This is a genomic window from Serratia sp. UGAL515B_01, assembly GCF_033095805.1.
Lineage (GTDB): Bacteria > Pseudomonadota > Gammaproteobacteria > Enterobacterales > Enterobacteriaceae > Chania.
The window spans coordinates 3294919-3314197 of sequence record NZ_CP109901.1; the positions used below are offsets into that span (position 1 = coordinate 3294919).

At 49.2% G+C, this 19279-nt stretch carries 15 protein-coding genes and 1 riboswitch; of the genes, 5 read left to right on the forward strand and 10 right to left on the reverse strand.

Annotated features, from left to right (window positions below; all coding sequences use genetic code 11):
* Window positions 1-54: 54 nt before the first annotated feature.
* Together OK023_RS14800 and OK023_RS14805 are read left to right on the forward strand one after the other, a co-directional pair.
* Window positions 55-720, forward strand: coding sequence for a DUF1190 family protein (locus tag OK023_RS14800; RefSeq protein WP_317693449.1), 666 nt, complete (start codon window positions 55-57; stop codon window positions 718-720).
* A 3-nt stretch (window positions 721-723) separates the two neighbouring features.
* Window positions 724-1884 (forward strand): glutathionylspermidine synthase family protein, encoded by a 1161-nt coding sequence (locus tag OK023_RS14805; RefSeq protein ID WP_317693450.1) that lies wholly within the window; start codon window positions 724-726, stop codon window positions 1882-1884.
* 38 nt (window positions 1885-1922) lie between these two features.
* Here OK023_RS14805 and ygiD read toward each other — a convergent pair whose 3' ends face one another.
* Window positions 1923-2705: a 4,5-DOPA dioxygenase extradiol gene (ygiD, locus tag OK023_RS14810; RefSeq protein WP_317693451.1), complete on the reverse strand. Its 783-nt coding sequence runs from the start codon at window positions 2703-2705 to the stop codon at window positions 1923-1925.
* A 204-nt stretch (window positions 2706-2909) separates the two neighbouring features.
* A complete protein-coding gene (ribB, locus tag OK023_RS14815) occupies window positions 2910-3563 on the reverse strand; it encodes a 3,4-dihydroxy-2-butanone-4-phosphate synthase (RefSeq protein WP_317693452.1) in 654 nt (217 codons plus the stop codon).
* A gap of 109 nt (window positions 3564-3672) precedes the next feature.
* Window positions 3673-3834, reverse strand: a riboswitch (FMN riboswitch).
* Between the two features lie 198 nt (window positions 3835-4032).
* Here ribB and ubiK point away from each other — a divergent pair.
* Entirely contained in the window at window positions 4033-4308 is a 276-nt protein-coding gene (ubiK, locus tag OK023_RS14820) for a ubiquinone biosynthesis accessory factor UbiK (protein ID WP_317693453.1), read from the forward strand.
* Window positions 4309-4338: 30 nt separating this feature from the next.
* Here the strand turns inward: ubiK and yjeH are convergent, their stop codons facing one another.
* From yjeH to OK023_RS14840, 4 genes are all read right to left on the reverse strand, one after another.
* On the reverse strand, window positions 4339-5595 hold the full coding sequence (gene yjeH, locus OK023_RS14825) for an L-methionine/branched-chain amino acid transporter (RefSeq protein ID WP_317693454.1): 1257 nt from the start codon (window positions 5593-5595) through the stop codon (window positions 4339-4341).
* Window positions 5596-5646: 51 nt separating this feature from the next.
* Window positions 5647-7077, reverse strand: a complete 1431-nt coding sequence (gene hldE, locus OK023_RS14830; protein WP_317693455.1) for a bifunctional D-glycero-beta-D-manno-heptose-7-phosphate kinase/D-glycero-beta-D-manno-heptose 1-phosphate adenylyltransferase HldE — start codon at window positions 7075-7077, stop codon at window positions 5647-5649.
* A gap of 121 nt (window positions 7078-7198) precedes the next feature.
* Window positions 7199-10054: a bifunctional [glutamate--ammonia ligase]-adenylyl-L-tyrosine phosphorylase/[glutamate--ammonia-ligase] adenylyltransferase gene (gene glnE / locus OK023_RS14835; protein ID WP_317693456.1), complete on the reverse strand. Its 2856-nt coding sequence runs from the start codon at window positions 10052-10054 to the stop codon at window positions 7199-7201.
* A gap of 48 nt (window positions 10055-10102) precedes the next feature.
* Entirely contained in the window at window positions 10103-11410 is a 1308-nt protein-coding gene (locus tag OK023_RS14840) for an inorganic triphosphatase (RefSeq protein ID WP_317693457.1), read from the reverse strand.
* Window positions 11411-11803: 393 nt separating this feature from the next.
* Here OK023_RS14840 and OK023_RS14845 point away from each other — a divergent pair, with 393 nt between their 5' ends.
* Window positions 11804-12421 carry a TIGR04211 family SH3 domain-containing protein gene (locus tag OK023_RS14845; RefSeq protein ID WP_317693458.1) on the forward strand — a complete coding sequence of 206 codons (618 nt, stop codon included), beginning with the start codon at window positions 11804-11806 and terminating at the stop codon, window positions 12419-12421.
* 169 nt (window positions 12422-12590) lie between these two features.
* Window positions 12591-13829: a multifunctional CCA addition/repair protein gene (locus tag OK023_RS14850; protein WP_317693459.1), complete on the forward strand. Its 1239-nt coding sequence runs from the start codon at window positions 12591-12593 to the stop codon at window positions 13827-13829.
* Window positions 13830-13987: 158 nt separating this feature from the next.
* Here the strand turns inward: OK023_RS14850 and OK023_RS14855 are convergent, their stop codons facing one another.
* The 4 genes from OK023_RS14855 to OK023_RS14870 all read right to left on the reverse strand — a co-directional run bounded on the left by OK023_RS14855 (window position 13988) and on the right by OK023_RS14870 (window position 19233).
* Window positions 13988-14581: a fimbrial protein gene (locus OK023_RS14855; RefSeq protein WP_317693460.1), complete on the reverse strand. Its 594-nt coding sequence runs from the start codon at window positions 14579-14581 to the stop codon at window positions 13988-13990.
* A gap of 151 nt (window positions 14582-14732) precedes the next feature.
* A complete protein-coding gene (locus OK023_RS14860) occupies window positions 14733-15800 on the reverse strand; it encodes a fimbrial protein (RefSeq protein WP_317693461.1) in 1068 nt (355 codons plus the stop codon).
* 35 nt (window positions 15801-15835) lie between these two features.
* Window positions 15836-18421, reverse strand: coding sequence for a fimbria/pilus outer membrane usher protein (locus OK023_RS14865; RefSeq protein ID WP_317693462.1), 2586 nt, complete (start codon window positions 18419-18421; stop codon window positions 15836-15838).
* Between the two features lie 53 nt (window positions 18422-18474).
* Window positions 18475-19233, reverse strand: coding sequence for a molecular chaperone (locus OK023_RS14870; RefSeq protein WP_317693463.1), 759 nt, complete (start codon window positions 19231-19233; stop codon window positions 18475-18477).
* Between the last annotated feature and the right edge of the window lie 46 nt (window positions 19234-19279).

Consider the following 19279-nt stretch of genomic DNA (forward strand, 5'->3'; position numbering starts at 1 on the left):
TTACGTAACTACTGGGTAAGGGCGAATACAGCCCGAATGATGGGATTAATATCGATGAAACGGACAAAGAACATAAACAAAGAGACATTCCGCAAATCCTGGCGCAGCTACCGCGCAGCGCCCGTAGCTTTGGCGATCAGCGCAGTCTTGATGCTGGCCGGCTGCGAACAGGCCGATGAAACCGTTTCTTTGTATCAGAATGCAGACGATTGTTCCCGCGCTAACCCGTCAATGAGCGAACAATGCACCACTGCGTACAACAACGCGATGAAAGAAGCAGAAAAAACCGCCCCTAAATACGCCACCCGTGAAGATTGCGTGGCCGAATTTGGCGAAGCACAGTGTACACAGGCTCCTGCACAGGCGGGGATGGCGGCAGAATCGCAAAGCAGCGGCAGTTTTTGGATGCCACTGATGGCTGGTTACATGATGGGCCGCATGATGGGTGGCGGTAGCTATGCGCAACAACCGCTGTTTACATCCAAAAATGCTGCCAGCCCTGCAAATGGTAAGTTTGTTGACGCCACTGGCAAAAGCTATGGCCCTGCAACAGCTGGCGGACGCACCATGACGGTCCCTAAAACCGCAATGGCACCAAAACCCGCAGTGACCAATACCGTCACACGCGGAGGTTTCGGTGAAACCGTAGCTAAACAACAGACCAGCATGCAGCGTAGCAGTGCAACCTCCAACTCCAGCTCACGTAGTATGGGCGGTTAATGCATGAAACGTGTTGCGATTACCGAGCGTCCGGACTGGCGCGAAAAGGCGACTGAATTTGGTTTCCAGTTCCACACCATGTACGGAGAACCTTACTGGTGTGAAGATGCCTATTACCAATTCACACTGGCACAAATCGAAGAGATAGAAAGTGCCACTGCCGACCTACACCAAATGTGCCTCCAAGTAGTTGAGAAAGTGGTTAACAGCGACCTGCTGATGGCCAAGTTCCGCATTCCCAAACATACGTGGGATTTTGTGCGCAGTTCGTGGCGAACAAACCAACCTTCCTTGTATTCACGTCTCGATCTGGCCTACGACGGAGTCAACCCACCTAAGTTACTGGAAAACAACGCCGATACACCAACTTCGTTATATGAGGCGGCTTTCTTCCAATGGTTATGGCTTGAAGATCAAGTCAGCGCGGGTAAGTTGCCCTCTGAGTCAGATCAGTACAATAGCCTGCAGGAAAAACTGATCGAGCGCTTTGCTGACCTGCAAGCGAACCACGGTTTTAATCTGCTTCATCTGGCCTGCAGCCAGGACAGCGAAGAAGATCGCGGCACGGTACAATATTTGCAAGATTGTGCGTTGGAAGCCGGTTTACCGACCGAGTTCATGTTTATGGACGAGATCGGCCTAGGAGAGAGGGGGCAGTTTACCGATGTGCAAGATCAGGTCATCAGTAATCTGTTTAAGCTCTACCCGTGGGAGTTTATGCTGCGCGAGATGTTTTCCACCAAATTGGAAGATGCGGGAGTTCGTTGGCTCGAACCAGCCTGGAAGAGCATAATATCCAACAAAGCGTTGCTACCGTTGCTCTGGGAAATGTTCCCGAATCACCCTAACCTTTTACCGGCCTATTTTGCAGAAGACGCTCACCCACCACTAGAACATTACGTCACCAAACCGCTGTTCTCACGCGAAGGTGCAAATATTCAGATCGTGCAAAATGGCCAAGAGGTAGCTCGCGTTGAAGGCCCCTATGGCGAAGAAGGCATGATCGTGCAACAGTTCCACCCGCTACCGAAGTTTGAAGGGAGCTATACGCTAATTGGTAGTTGGCTGGTTAACGATCAACCCTGTGGTATTGGTCTTCGTGAAGATCGCGAACTGATCACTCAGGATCTGTCACGTTTCTATCCTCATATCATCCTCGACTGATGACAGAGCTGTTGCTTACTGCCCCTGGAAACTAAAAATCAGCCGACCTGTACTGAAAGCATACTCAATGCGCCCACTTCGATGCCATCAATCGGGATCGAAATGGGCTCATTACCATCCCAACCTCCCAATACATACAGCAACGGCAGATAGTGTTCAGGCGTTGGATTGGACAGTGCCGCACCTTCGTGTTGCATAAAGTTCACCAACGGATGATGCAGACCTTGATAGCTAAGATTATCAATAATATAACGATTAAATGACTCCGCCCAAGGGTACGGGCTGGTATCGCCGTGCCATTTCGCCATGCGCAGGTTATGCACCACGTTACCACTGGCAACGATCATAACCCCTCGTTCACGCAGCACTGCCAATTTTTGCCCCAGTTGATAATGGTATTCTGCTGGCTGGGTACCATCGATACTCAGTTGTACCACCGGGATATCGGCTTGTGGGTACATCTTGATCAGTACTCCCCAACTGCCATGGTCCAATCCCCATTCGTGGATATCAGCGATCACCTCAATGGGCGACAACAAGTTTTGTAGCTCTGCCGCCAACTCAGGCGAACCCGGTGCCGGATACTGAGTATCAAACAGTGCCTTTGGAAAGCCGCCAAAGTCGTGAATAGTTTTTGGATACGCCATCGCTGTCACTGCCGTTCCCCTGGTGTACCAGTGGGCGGAGACAGCGACAATCGCCCGAGGCCGCGGCAGTTGCTCACCCAACGCACGCCATGCTTGCGTATAGCGATTATCCTCCAAAACGTTCATTGGGCTGCCGTGGCCAAGAAAAAGTGCAGGCATGCGAGAGGTGCTCATGAGTTTCCTTGGGTTAGCGTGATCTTTCTGCTAACGAGCTTACACATTTTGCTCTGCGTAAGCTGCCGGATAACCATGACAAAGATATTCAAGAAATCTGAATGGTGGGCACACTTATTGAGAATTGTTCAAGCACGGCACAAAGGCAATTTTGAGCGTAAAAAAGCCGCGTTTGCGGCCTTTTTATCTCTGCCAGTTAATCAATCAGCTGGCTTTTTTTTCCTGTACTTGACGATAGGCAACCAGATCTTCGATGGTCAATACCGGCATATCATGCTGTTTAGCAAAGGTGATGACTTCTGGAGCTCGTGCCATACTGCCGTCATCGTTGGTCAGTTCACACAGCACTCCAGCAGGTTTGAAGCCGGCCATTGCGACCAAATCGATAGTGGCTTCGGTATGACCACGGCGGCTCAATACACCGCCTGGTTGTGCTCGCAGCGGGAATACATGACCCGGGCGGCTCAGATCGCTCGGTTTGGCATTGTCTGCAATCGCCGCGCGGATAGTCGTCAGGCGGTCGGCGGCAGATACGCCGGTCGTTACACCATGAGCCGCTTCAATCGTCACGGTAAAAGCGGTCTGGAACTGGCTAGAATTATTGGTCACCATCATCGGCAATTCAAGATGCTGACGATGATCCTCAGTGATACACAAACAGACAATACCGCTGCCGTGGCGAATGGTTAGCGCCATTTGTTCAACGGTCATGGTTTCTGCCGCGAAGATCATGTCACCTTCGTTTTCACGATTTTCATCATCGAGCACCATAACACCGTGCCCATTGCGCAATGCATCAAGAGCACGCTCAACGCGTTCTAACGGCGTGCCAAAATCTGAAAGTAGAGTCTGATTCATGGTAAAAAAACCTCATTAAATTATGGATTACCAGAACCAGGGCGATCTTGAGGAGTGGCTAAGAAATAGCCTAAAAAACAACGCGAGTGAGCCTGAGCACAGCAAGTGTCGTTACTCTCTCCCATCCGGACTATAACCGTCGGCCCCGGAATTACACCGGATCTGCTGACCTCAACCTATTCCTGAAAGATTAGGTTAAGCGCTCGCGGGCTTTCACCGTATAAGATGATTTACCGCCGGTGGGGACTTCCACCCCGCCCTGAGAATAAGTACCCTGACTATAACGCCATCCCTTTCCTGTTTCAAGGCACTGCTCAATAGACCGACAGACAAGGTTAATAGTTTATCCAGCAAGCAACTCGCATTACACTAGCCTGTGTGCCCCTTAATTGACCGTGTTATCGCTTGACGGTCAATTAAGGGACGCAGACGAACGCATTAACCACCCACCATCAGAAAGGGAAACGCTATGATTGACCCGAAAAAAATTGAACAGATTGCACGCCAGGTGCAAGAATCCCTTCCTAAAGGCGTACGAGAATTCGGGGAAGACGTTGAGAAAAAAATCCGTCAGGTGCTGCAATCTCAGCTAACCCGCATGGACCTGGTGAATCGTGAAGAGTTCGATGTCCAGACTCAGGTACTGCTGCGTACCCGTGAAAAGCTGGCGTTGCTCGAGCAACGCCTGAACGAACTGGAAAGCAAGCTGAATAATACGTCGCAAGCTAAACCTGGGGACGAATAAGTTTTCGGCAAGGGCGTGGCAAACACGCCCTTACTGCTGTTTGACCACTGTATAGGGTTTGCACGGCAACACCAGCCAGATCAGTACCAACATCCCCAGCGCATAGAGGCTTTTCCAACCAATAATCACGAGTAGCAGCAAACACAAAGCAGAACCGACTATCGCCATGAGTCGCGAGCGCCCCTGCAAGATCCGGCACCCGGCCAGCATGCATAGCAAATAAATCAGCACGAAAATGCCATTAGCATACACCAACAGCATATCCAACGGCAGTTTCAGGGAATAAATCAATAACACGAAGATCAGGCTACAGCCCACGACCGTACTTAGAGCATTGACCGGCACCCGACCTGGTGAAAGCTTTGCCAAAGCGCTGGACGGTTTTCCCTGCGCCTGCGACCATACCAAACGCGCAAAACTCTGAGTGTAGATATTCACACTGGCAAAACAGGCCAGATAGCCAATAACGCAGGCAACCCAAAGCGCATGTTCACCAAACAACTGCACTACAATTCCAGGTAAAGAAGCAGCTGCAGCCTGTTGTTCACCATAGGCATGGAAATGAAGCACAGCTACGGTACATCCCCAATAAACCGCCCCGGCAACCAACAACCCTAGCATTAGAGCACGAGGAAAATCCCGCTCGGGGTTGCGGAATTCGGTAGCCAGATGAGCAAAAGCCTCCAACCCAACGAAACACCAGAACATAACCGCCAATGCATGGAACATATTGGAAGAGGCAATGTCACTGACCGCTGGCCACGGCACTTGTGCAGGCGTAATATCTCCCCGCCACCAGATTGCCACTACCAAGGCTACCACCAGAATGGCGATTAACGTCTGTATGTTGGCGCTAGAACCTGCACTGCGCGTACCCAGCAGCCAAATAACCCCGACTGTAACGATCTGAACCAACAACAACCCGTTAGCATCCCAACCAAATGCAGCTTGCCAAAAACCCGAAGCGATCTGTAAAGCAGCGGGCAGACCAACGGGGATCACAGAAAGAAACAGCCAGCCAGTGACTTTCGCCATGCGCGGCCCAAAAGCCATACCAACAAAGTGCGCAGCGCCACCAGCACTAGGGAAATGACGGCCCAATGCCGCAAACGCAATGGCAATGGGGAACACCAGCACAATCAGTATCGGCCAAGCCCATAGGCTATCATCTCCTGCAACCTGCGCCGCCAAAGCAGGAACGGCAAACACCCCCGTGCCCAATAGCGAAGTGGACAATAGCCCAACACCCTGCGCCAAACTCAACTCCTGCTTCAGTCCACTGCTCACGCTAAGCCGCTCCGTTTTTAATCTATCTGTAACTTTCAGACCACGGCATGCTTAACCGCGCCCATCCTTGATAGCCTTGATGATGTTAGTGGTTGATAACCCGTCCTCAAAGTTCAGTACCCGTACATCACCACCATTAGCCCATACCTCTGCACTGCCAGCGATTTCATGCGGTTGGTAGTCGCCACCTTTCACTAACAGGTCAGGTAGAATATCGGCAATCAGTCGCTGCGGTGTGTCTTCTTCGAACGGCACAACCCAATCTACTGCTTCCAGTGCACTCAGCACCACCATACGGTTTTCCAGCAGGTTGACCGGTCGGGTTTCTCCTTTCAAGCGCTTGGTTGAAGCATCGCTGTTGACCGCCACAATCAGGCGGTCGCCCAATTTTCGGGCATTGGCCAGATAGGAGACATGACCCGCATGCAGAATATCGAAGATGCCATTGGTCATAACCACCTTCTCGCCACGCTGCCGCGCCTGCACCACCGCCTTTTTCAACTCGCTTTCCGTCATCACACCGAACCCGGTTCTCGCACGACCACGAATGGCATTTTCCAGTTCGATTGGCGAAACGGTGGACGTTCCCAATTTACCCACAACCACACCAGCAGCAGCATTCGCCAGGAAACAGGACTCTTCCAGCGTATTGCCCGCGGCAAGAGCCGCAGCCAAAACACCGATGACCGTATCCCCTGCACCGGTCACATCAAACACTTCCTGAGCCTGAGTGGGCAAATGCAACGGCGCACGGCCCGGTTGCAGTAGCGTCATTCCGTGTTCGGAACGGGTGATCAACAACGCAGACAGCTCATAATCAGCAACCAGCTTCATACCGCGCTCGGCCAACTCATCGTCGTTCTTGCAATGCCCCACTACGGCTTCAAATTCAGACAGATTCGGCGTCAACAGCGTAGCACCACGATAGCGCTCAAAATCAGTGCCTTTTGGGTCGATCAGTACCGGCATATTGGCCGCACGTGCCAGGGTAATCATCCCCTGTATTTTACTCAATGCACCTTTGCCATAGTCCGACAACACCAGCGCACCAATCTGCGGTAACGCTTGTTGAATACGTTCCAAGAGCGGTTGAGGATCAACGTTGGAGAATCCTTCTTCAAAATCGAGGCGGATCAGCTGTTGATTACGGGAAAGCACGCGCAATTTGGTAATGGTTGGGTGCGTTGGCACAGAAACAAAATCACAACGGACATTAACCTCATTTAACCTCGCGCTCAACGCTCGTGCAGCGTCGTCGATACCGGTTAATCCTACCAGACGAGAAGTCGCCCCAAGTGAAGCAATGTTCATAGCAACGTTAGCCGCACCACCGGGACGCTCTTCGATGGTTTCAACCTTAACCACCGGTACTGGCGCTTCCGGTGAAATGCGGCTGGTCGGCCCATACCAATAGCGATCCAACATGACGTCACCAACCACCAAAACACCGGCGCGGCGAAAATCAGGCAGTGTAACTTTCATCCAAAAACTCCAAATAGGTCGTAAAAATAAATTTGCCGAATACCGGGCTGTTTCCCTTAATTGCCAGCAGCGCTCGCATGCAATTAAGGGGCACAGCCTAACATAAACGTCTGCAATGCCGCTAAGACAGCACTTCGGACTCACACAGCCATCTTCTCCAACTGGCAAGCACCTGTTCACGTTCTGCCGCAAAACGTTCCTGGCTAACTTTGCCAGATTGTTCCTGCAGCGCCAAATGATGGATTTCATCACGCATAGTGACGTAGGCCTTGGTTAGCGCCTGCGCCTCCTCTTCAGACATGATGCCGTGATTACCCATCAGCTCAAAGATACGGACATTATCCGACCAACGCGTCAAACGCTGCTCAGTCGCAGCGTAGCGTAAAACCAGATACTGAGCGATAAATTCAATATCGGTGATCCCACCCTCATCCGCTTTAATATCAAAAGAATCACGCTGTTTATTACCGAGGTGATTGCGCATTTTGTCGCGCATTTCACGCACTTCTTGCTGCAGCTTTTCCGCTTCGCGCGGTTTACACAGGATATCTCGACGGATCACGTCAAACTGTTGGTGCAAAGCCGGATCGCCATACACGATACGCGCCCGGACCAAAGCCTGATGCTCCCAGGTCCAAGCCTCTTTATGCTGGTAATCGGCGAAAGCCTCCACGGTGCTAACCAACATCCCCGCTGCGCCAGAAGGACGAAGGCGAGCATCTACCTCGTACAGAATGCCGGATGACGTTCGGGTACTGAACAAATGCATAATGCGCTGTGCCAATCGCAGATAGAACTGACGACCATCGATACAGCGATCGCCATCGGTCATGACCTCCGGTGGACAATCCAACAGAAATACCAGATCAAGATCGGAACTATAGCCCAGCTCCCATCCCCCCAACTTACCATAACCAATCACGGCAAAACCGCGCCCCTCACGTTCCCTCAGATGGGTCGGCTGACCATAACGCGCAATCATATCTTTCCATGCCTGTTGCACCACCGCATCGATCATCGCTTCAGCCAGATAAGTTAAGTGATCGCTCACTTTCATCACCGGCAACGCTTCGGCAATATCAGCCGCGGCAATACGTAACAGTTGCGCCTGTTTAAACTGCCGCAACGCTTCCAACTGCTGCTCTTCATCATCTTCAGGCACGCGCAGTCGATATTGACGCAATTCACTGCGATAGGCTTCCGGGGCTACAGGTTGGTACAACGTAGCGGTGTCCAACAACTCATCCAACAGCAGCGGATAGCGTGCCAGTTGGCTAGTGACCATTGGAGAGGCGGCACAAAGCCGGATAAGATGGCTAAGCGCAGCCTGATATTCCACCAACAGTTCTAGATAGGTCGTACGTGTCACAATACTCAGTAACAACTGAGCCAGCCGCATCAACACTGTGGCAGCATCATTGCGTGGGCAGACGACGGCCAACAGACGCGGCATCAGTTGGTCCAACACATCCCGACCACGCGGGCCAATTGTCCTCTTATCCACATCGCGCCGGAATTCGACGATGGTGCGTAACAGTTGTTGCCGTGCATCTTCGTTCAAGTGCGGCGTAAGAGGCAAAAGCTCCTTTTCTTCCAGTTCGTCCTGCCACAGACTATAAAAATGCTGATAGTCGGGATCTTCCCCTATATCAGGGCTATCATCACCGATCAGGTCATCAAATACGGTACGAACCTGCCGCATATGGCCTTCCAATACCACCATCAGCGATGGCCAGTCAGGTTGATCCATTCCCCACGCAAGTCGGGCCTGATCCAATTCATCCTGTGGTAAGGTCTGGGTTTGTTGATCAGCAATAGCCTGCAACAGATTTTCCAGCCGCCGCAGGAACAGATAACTCTGGCTCAGTTCAGCAACCTGTTGCGACGTTAGTAATCCAAGTTGCTCAATCGCTTGCAGTGTCGGTAACAATGACCGCCCTTGCAGGCTCGGCTCACGCCCACCGCGGATCAACTGGAATACCTGTGTGATAAACTCAATTTCCCGTATGCCACCCGCGCCCAACTTGATATTGTCTTTCAGCCCACGCCGCCGCACTTCACGGGCAATCATACTTTTCATATTGCGCAAGGACTGAATCACACTGAAATCGATATACCGGCGGAATACAAATGGCCGCAAGGTTTTACGCAGTTCCTGGCTATAGGGATCTTCCGAGCCTCCCATCAAGCGGGCCTTCACCATTGCATAGCGTTCCCAGTCTCTGCCTTGTTCTTGATAGTAATCTTCTAGTGCAGCGAAACTCATCACCAACGGCCCGCTATCGCCGAATGGCCGTAGGCGCATATCAACACGATAGACAAACCCATCAAGGGTTGGCTGATCCAGTACTTTGATCAAACGTTGTCCCATGCGGGTAAAGAACTGGGCGTTGTCCAGCTCACGCCTTCCACCCTGGGTTGAACCATTTTCCGGATAAGCAAAAATCAGATCGATGTCTGACGAGAAATTCAATTCGTTGCCACCCAGTTTGCCCATTCCCAGTATCAACAAAGGTTGTGGTACCCCCTCAGCATTACAAGGAGTTCCAAGCTCACGGCAACAAGCTTGATAGAGCCAGTCGCGGGCGCTAACGATCAGCATTTCTGCTAATTCACTCAACTGCTGCAGCGTGTCTTCTGTCGTACATAGCCGCATTGCCTGCGCCCAGGCAATGCGGACTAGGCTCTCCCGGCGGAACAGGCGCAACACCCGCATTAACTGGGCTTCGTCGTATACTTCTTGGAGTAACTCATGCAGTTGGCTTGCGTAATGCAGCCACTCATCAGCCATTGGCAGCTGATGGCGTATCGTTGCCAGCCATTCAGGCTCACCCAGCAGCATGTCACTGATAAAATCGCTCGACGCCAAGACACCTTGTTCTGCAGCACTCAACACCACTCCTGCACCCTGTGTTTCCTGAAAACGTTGCACGATATTCTGTGCCTGAATCTGTAATGCAACAGAGAGTGGCAACATAGTAAATGATCCCGTTCAGTGGTCTACGGCCCTGCAGACCCGCTTTGATTAACGAATCGCGCCATTTAACCAGAATGGCACATGGGATAATGCCTGTTTACGAACGGCGTCATACCCCCCCTGGCGGCGTTCCGCGACCGCGGATTGCAGTTCACGCCAATTTTCAATATATGGCCTGGCTTCGTTGTCCGGATAAGCCCCAGAAAGCAAAATGAACGACAGCACCTGACGCGTCAGGCGCGGCAATTGCTCTTGATATTCATCGTCATTGAGGGAGCGCGCGAAAGCTTCTTTCAACTCGGCAGCACTGCGGCTCAACATAATATCGCTGAAACGCTTGAAGGAACCATCCAGTTTGGCCTGCGATTTGGCATCAATAAATGGCCGCCACGCACCGGTAATTAGCCAAGATGTAAGTGCCAACTTACATTGTAAGTACTCTGTGCTATAGCATAGGACTTGCGGTTGGGTGGTTTTGTCTATCAGCAACGGTTCCAATGTGGTCAAACGTGCGCGCAGGTCGGCACTTGCCTTACGTGGTACCAAACCACCAAAGATCACGAGAGCCTGACGTATCAGGGCGACAGCTTCAATTACCGCACGTCGCGCCTGTTTATCGCCGCGCAGCCATAGCTCTTCATGATACTGCCAGTGGCTCAGCGCAAGTTCAAAAGCAGCAACCATACCCTGTTCCACCGTAGACTTGGGTACCGTTTTCAACACAGCCAGCGGGCGCAACTCACGCTCAGCATTGCCTTGCGCTAAATGGTAACCTCGCGCCGCTTTACTCAGGCTGCCTTGTCGTAATCCACCTTGCTCCGCCAATACCGTTGCCAACGCGAGCAAATCGCCGGTTTCACCACATTTAAGCTCCAGTTCAAGTTCGCAGATCTCTTCACTCAGATCACCTGCACTTATTTCGCCTTGATCCAAACCTATTTCGACTTCGCTCTTACCGTAAGTGACCACCCACTTTTCACGCACAAAGTCAGTTCGGAACAGTGGCAGCAACGCGTTTTGCAACTGAGCTAAATTACAGTCTTGTGGCCAAATATCAGCCGGAAATTCTTTTAAGACTAACTCAGGCTCGCTGATAGCCACATTATATTCTGGCCGCTGATGTAATCCCCCCACCACCGAACCTGCAGTCTTGAGCGTCATCTCATAGCTGTCATCATAACCACGAATACGCAGCCCCATATCCTGCTGACGCAGAAAGTTATCAGCGGTTTCAAAGTAGATATTGGTCAGTTTCTGCGGCGCAGAATGCTGGTTAGGCCAAGCCGCAAACCGCTCAGGGAGTGTTGCGATAGCTTCGGGGGAAACAATAAACTTCAGTTCTATTTCAACGCTCATATTTCTTTTGCACCAATAAGTTATACTCTAAATAATTCGAGTGGCATGACAACGCCGCAAATCCCCGGTAGCTCACTCCAGCCAGTGGCTGGGGTGAGCGAGGAAGGCCAACACATGCAACTTGAAGTGTGACAAGTATAGGCATTCGCGTCGGTCTACACGGTGGCAAAGCCAACTCGCCGTACTCACTCTGCCAACGCACAGTGACATATATTAACGCGATTGACCCGGCTTCACTCTGATGACTGCAGAAAAAACCTGTTACGTAGTTTAGAACCTCGCAACGCGCTGAATCCAGCACACAAAGAGCGTTCTGATCCCGGTTTTGGCGTTGCACCGTCAGTCTGAACGCTCTACTATCGTTCCATAAATCCATACAGAAACGATGAACTCATGCATAAATTACGCCTGATTTGCCTTACCTTGCTAACGTTGAGTATTACTTGGGGCGCTCATGCCGAAGAGAAGCGCTATATCTCTGATGAATTAAATACCTATGTCCATAGCGGCCCAGGTAACCAATATCGCATCGTCGGCACATTGAATGCTGGCGAAGAAGTCACTCTGTTGAGTGTGAATGAAAGTAACACTTATGGCCAAATCCGTGACGCCAAAGGGCGTACCGTTTGGATCCAGATTGACCAGCTAAGTCAAACCCCCAGCCTACGCAGTCAGGTTCCTGAGTTAGAGCTGCAGGTGAAAACTCTGACAGACAAATTGGCCAATATCGATAATAGCTGGAACCAGCGCACCGCTGAAATGCAACAGAAAGTCGCCGCCAGCGACAGTACGATCAATGGACTGAAACAAGAAAATCAAGAACTGAAAAATCAACTGATTATTGCGCAAAAAAAGGTAAATGCCGTAAATCTGCAGCTTGACGACAAGCAGCGCACCATTATTCTGCAGTGGTTCATGTATGGCGGGGGGGTTGCCGGGATAGGATTGTTGATCGGCCTGCTGTTACCCCGCCTTGTCCCTAGTCGTAAAAATAATCGCTGGATGAACTAAGCTCAATGAATACAGGTTAGAGGGCGCCTGCGAGCGCCCTTTTTACTTGGCGAGGTCTCTGCAGGCTATCGCAGTTCAAAACTATTGCCACCCAGACGAAAGACATCGTCGATTTCTGTTGATTTATTCTGATTAAAACAAGCTGCCAAACACATTCAGGAGTTAAACCGTGAAGATTTACCTGGTCGGCGGGGCCGTCCGTGACAGTCTGCTTAATATCCCTGTATTTGATCGCGACTGGGTAGTCGTGGGGGCGACCCCGGCTGACCTGTTAGCTCGCGGTTATCAGCAGGTAGGTAAAGACTTTCCGGTATTCCTCAACCCCCAGACCCATGAGGAGTATGCACTGGCACGCACCGAACGCAAATCTGGCCAAGGTTATACCGGATTTACTTGTTATGCCGCACCTGACGTGACGCTAGAGGACGATTTGCTTCGGCGCGACCTTACCATCAATGCGATCGCGAAAGACGAAGATGGCAACTTGGTCGACCCCTATAACGGCCAGGTCGATCTTGAGGCTCGCATTCTACGCCATGTTTCAAACGCCTTTGGTGAGGATCCCCTACGAGTCGTGCGTGTTGCACGTTTTGCCGCCCGATTCGCGCATTTGGGCTTCACTGTCTCCCCAGAAACCGCTGGCCTTATGCAACAAATGGCGCAAAACGGCGAATTAGCAACACTAACAGCAGAGCGTGTCTGGAAAGAAACAGAGAAAGCATTGCAAAGCCAAAGCCCTCAGGTTTATTTCCAGGTACTGCGCGACTGCGGTGCACTAAAAGTATTATTCCCGGAAATTGATGCATTGTTTGGTGTCCCAGCGCCTGAAAAATGGCATCCGGAAATCGATACCGGCATACATACCCTGATGACGCTAGCCATCGCTGCACAACTAAGCCCTGAAGTGGATGTACGCTTCTCAGCCCTATGCCACGATCTCGGTAAGGGGGTAACACCTAAAGAACTGTGGCCTCATCACCACGGCCATGGACCTGCGGGTATCAAACTGGTTGAAAGACTGTGCAAAAGATTACGCGTGCCCAATCAGGTACGTGAACTTGCCAGGCTAGTGGCCGAATACCATGATCTGATCCATACCGTGTTTAAACTGCGCCCAGAAACATTGTTGAAGCTGTTCGATGCTATCGACGTATGGCGTAAACCGCAGCGGCTCGAGCAGATGATCCTCACCAGCGAAGCCGATGCCCGTGGGCGTACTGGTTTTGAAAACAATCCCTATCCGCAAGGTGATTATCTGCGTCAAGCCTATCAGGTCGCCAGTACGGTTTCGGTAAAAGAAGTGGTAGAAAGCGGTCTGCAAGGAATGGCTATCCGCGACGAAGTCAAACGCCGCCGCCAGCAGGCACTGGCGCAATGGAAACAACTGCAGGAGCCTCCGGCCGTCTGATATCCTTGGGGCAAAATTTCTGTAATGCTGCAACCATGAAGAAATCTAGCCCCTAGAAACACAGCCAGAAACATGGAGCCACGGTGCCATTCGCTTCAGTGACAGGATTTTGGCTCCAAGGCTAATACAGGATACCACCTAAATAGACCGCAGAGTGCTCAGTTATACGTTAAATTCATCAGTACTGCGGCGCTAATTCGGCCCGGTGTAGCATGCCCCGAGCCGTGAGCACGGGCCCTAAGTTTAAAAGTCGACCTCCCTAGATAACCTACAGTCATGCTAAGGCTTTTACCATTACCCACATTAATGCCATAAGGCACTTGCTGAAGTTCAACAGCTACGTTAGCCGCGTAGAGAGCCCCCTTACTGTTGGCATACATTTCTTTTTGAACACTATCCGGTTTGCCAGAGAAAGTAACAGTAGCGAGTTTGATACTCGCGGGGCAATCTATCAGATTTATATTAAAGTTCTTCCAGTCAGAGTAAGGGGCACTACTGTTTAAGCGGAAAGATGGGATCTTCTCTCCGAGATCGATATTATAGCTACCGCCGTTCTCAATAGTACAGGCAGTTTCAACTAGGTTCCCAGTAACATGCAACTCTGTGGCCTCGGCAAAAAAAATTTTGCTTAATAACAACCCCGTCATTATCAGAATTACTTTTTTTTTATAATTACGTTTTCCCATTTCATTATCACCTTTATTTTTATTACCTCCACATCGCGGAGACAGGAAAGTAAATATGTTCGTCATACTTGAATTTTTATGGGTATTGACTGCATTCCGCTACTCTGCCCGTCCATAGTATTCACCCTTTCGAGCTAGGGCTAGCATAAGCACCGTCAAAAAAGAACTGCATTTTTTCTTGCGGCTCGAGTTATCTATAATATATCAAGACACCGTTTTATTGTATTTCGGCATCCAACGTCGCAGTAGCGTCAAAACGACCAGCGTTCGGTTTTCTACCACTGGTATTGATTGGTGCCAAAAAAAAGGTGCTTATTCCTGTTTGATTCGGATAATCAAAAATAACAGGAAGCCGATCTCGATTAGGTGTTACCGTAAGATGATTAAAGTCTTTTACCCGAATACCAATATCTCGATTTGATGTCTCAAGTGCACTGTAATCATTACGATCGTTGGTTCCTTTGAACGACAGCTGAATTTTCACTCCATTTGAAATATTGTTGCAACGTATCTTGGCTTCCACCCTTTTCTCTGTAGCCCCTGCTTGCCCTTTTCTTCTCAATAATGATGAGTCAATATCACCAAAATCAATATTGATAACTTGCCCTGCATTGACAGTACAACTTTGGGGTACAGTAACACTACCATGGATAAATACCGATGACATAGGCTCGGAACCGTAAGAGCCAGAAACGCGAGTTCCATAAAGATCAAAAAGTTTCGTGTCTGGAATATCTACATGTCCAACAAAAGGATGTCGTATATATAAAGATAAATAACCACGACTGCCAGCGTAAAAATCGTTATCGATGCGCCCACTCTCGCATATTGCTTTTTTATTTAGATTATTTACATTATCGAATGGAACAGGTAAGTATTTCTGTGCCCCCCCCCCAATCCATACTTCACTGGCCACTTCCAAATTTTCATTTAAACGATAGTACTGTAGCCCATCACGATAAACATCCGGTGACAAACCATTCACAACGGCTTTATACCATACTGGTGCATAATTAATTATGTTATTCATTCCAGTACAATCGCAAATAACAGAATATCGTTGACCAAGATTCCAGGGCTTATCTCGCTTACTCACTTTTCCTGCCTGATTATCACTAGGTTCAAGGAATGTTTTGGTGTAATTGACATTATATATATACGTTCCTTGAACTGCTCTACACCACCCCTGCGCAGCACTAGCCTGCCCTATTCCTAACATCAAAACAGCACCAAACATTAGCACTAATTTTGCACCGCACTTAATAAAAAAAATATTTATTTTCATATTGTCACCTGCTCTTTCGGGGCGTTTGTGCTTCGTCATTTGCACTCACTGCTAATCGTCACTATTCCACTGAATTTATCAGGAACACGGTAAGCTGCTGTGCACCGCTCATTTTTATTCCTTCCCCATTTAGCCAAGAGAGTTCCACTATTCGCTAAACCTGTCAGATACACCTGTCCCCATTCACCCACAATAAAACCTTGTGTTGTCTTACTTTTCCGAGTGGTGACAGTTGATCCAAAAGGTACCGGGGTTCCATCTCGTCGGGTCAAAGTCATCATTACCCGGTTACCTACACTAACCTGGTAACTCGCTTTCACGATTGCACCGCGGGTTGGTATAACGCTCTGAGTGGAGAGTTCCACGTCTGTATTATCCCCTAACATCTCAGTATCAAGCGTGACCTCATTCTTACTGTACGGACTGGCATAGGGCACTATCGTGTAGCCACGGAAATCGGTTTTAACGCCAGTTTGCCCCTGAACTGCAACCCCCTTTGCTCCAGGTGCTGCCACCAGAACAACCGTTTCCCCTAATGGTTGGCTGAAAGTAATGCCATTTTCATGCGCCACAATTCCACCTTGTACCCCATAGTCAAGCCGTTTACTGTAAGTGTCATACTGATAGCCACCGGTTACTTCACCATAACTTGCCAGCCAGTCCGCATTCACTCCGCCGCTGTTCCTTTGCCCTTGAGAACCATAACCTTGGTGCACACTCCAACTGAGATTGCCGCCTTGCAACAGGGCCCCCCCTACGCTTAGGTTATTGTTAGTCGTACCATTCTTACTGCTATTAAGCATATAACTGGCGTAGATAGGATGCTGACTGACGCTGTTTTGTAACTTATCCAGAGGCACATTAACGTTAAAAGAGAACAGTTGGTCCGAACTGTAAATCTTGCCGCTATTTACCCCACTATTAGATGTGGAAAACGCATTCTTGCTATAGGTGTAACTGATGCCGAAACTAATACCATTAAACGAGTTACTATAACTAGCCCCGTAAGAAGCCATCTTCCGATCGTTATTCCAGTAATCTTCCCATACAGCCGTCAGCGCCAGACTCCCCGCATTTCTCCACAAATTCTGAGCTATAGTCACCTCAGCACGATTGCGGCGGCGTTCATGCAGTGGATAGCTATTACCTCGCGTATAAGAATCCAGTACTTGCTGCATATTCCAATAGCCATCCGTAGAATACCGATAGCCTGCGATGGCAAGATTGGTGCCCGTCATTAGGAAATCTTTACTGTAACGGGTTCGAAACGAATGACCGTTTTCCCAATTCAGGTACTTCTGTTGCGACCACGCTCGAACCATATCCAAAGATAGGGCTCCAAAATCACCCAGATTTTTTCCAATACCCACAGCCAGTGACCTATAGTGGCCGCTGAACTGGCCCCCACCGAAAACGGTATATTCCTTGGGCAAACCATAAACAAAGCTGGTTTGAGTCAGTGGTGTTCTCTGAACATTCGCGTCGTAAGAGCGGTATGTTCCTGCAATCACACTGTATTTATACTGGCCCTCGCGCTGTAATACCGGCAGAGAGGCAAATGGAACTACCATCTGCTGTACGCTGCCATCAGACTCCCTGATCGTGACATATAAATCACCGGAACTCCCTGTAGGGAACATGTCATTAATTTCAAAAGGCCCCTGCGAGATATACGTCTGGTAAATCACATAACCGTCTTGACGCACAGTAACCTGCGCATTAGATCGTGCAATGCCACGCACCACCGGTGCATAACCTATTAAGCTGCTTGGTAACATTTCATCGTCGGAGGCCAATTGGACACCACGGTAGGAGATACCATCGAATATATCCGATGCTGCCGTGCTATCACCGAGAGTAAGTTGGCTTTTCAATGAGATAATGTCGCGCCGTGCATAGGTATACACATTATCCCAACGACTTTCTGGGTAACTCCCGAGATGACTTGAATTTGTGCGTATCCAAGTGCTGTAATTACGCAATCGCCAGGCTCCGATATTGATACCTGGACGCAGGTTAAGATAAAGGTTGTTACTATCATCACCGGTATTATTTTTTGCCCAACTACTGGCAGCATTTAAGCTGTAGTTGAGCTGTACCGCATTAATACCTTCATCCCACAGTTTCGGATCAATCCAGCCACGAACCGCGTTATTGATCGCAGATTGCGGAAAACTGAGCAGCAGTTGCTGCTGATTAAAACGAAAATCGCTTTTCGACTGAGGAATAGCAGCTAAGTTGGCACAGGCTGCGCCTTTTAGACCTAAACCAGGATATTTATTTATCAGTACTCCCCATTTTTCCAAATCATTGACCGGGATACAGGGCTGTAATGTTTTTTTTCCCATTTCATCCGTTATATTGCGAAATATAACATCACGAGTCTCTATTTTTTCATTGTTAAAATAGATATCAACAAGATATTTACCCGGTATCTGCCCACCTTTTTCCTCAAATATATGGAGATCTGAGGGGACTTGTCCTGGTGCTTCAAGTTCTAGCAAAGCTGGATTAAAATAGTCACGAGCATGAGCTTCAAGCACAGCTCCTAACAACATGACAGCCATAATACCGCCTAGCGGGATACACCGCTGCCTGGAAGGCCTTTGTTTATCAGCCATGCTTAATGACTCCATTGCACACGAAACTAATTTATTTTTATTAATCAATTCATTTACCGGCGAACCGGTTTAGCGCTTTGTTCAGAGTAAACAGCGGCACGCTTTGTCTGTTCTTTTGGTTGTGAATTGTTTGCTGCCGTATGAACGGCACCCTCTCCCCCATAATCAGTAATCAAATTCCAACTCAAAGGACCATTTCCTACTGATGGAGCCTTAAAAGTGGCTGAACTCATCGGCAACACATAAGTCACGTCTTTCACCTCAGCATTGCCCACTTTCACCCGGTTGAAATTCATCACAAAAGGGGTTGGGTTATAGACCGTAAGTTTATTGTCTGACAGGTTCCAAGACAGCTTATCTGCCATATCTTCCGGTACACCTTTCAGGGTTTTCGGTCTATAAATAAGTTTGATACGTGTTTTAACCGCAATTTGTAGCGTATTAACGCTATCTCGTTCACTGGTCGATGGAATGGATTTAACATTGAGCCAAAAAAGAGATTCTCGATCTTTGGGAAGATCACCTGTACGTACCACGCGTAACAGATCCTGCTGGTTTCCATCCAAGCGAAATAAAGGAGGTGTAACTAAAAAAGGTGATTTACCACTCCCTCTATCAAGGTTTTCAACCCATGACTGAATAAGATAAGGATGAATATCTGAGTTACTCACACTCAGAGAAACCTCTCGCCGACTTTCTCCATAAATAAGCCGTGTTCCGCCTACCGTAATACCACCGGAGTCCATAGCAAGAATAGAGGTAGACGTTAATAAAAAAGTCAAAAAAGCAAATAGCTTCAATAAAGCATTCATCAGAATACTCCTCATAAAAAGGCAAGATAAACACATCTAAAATCTA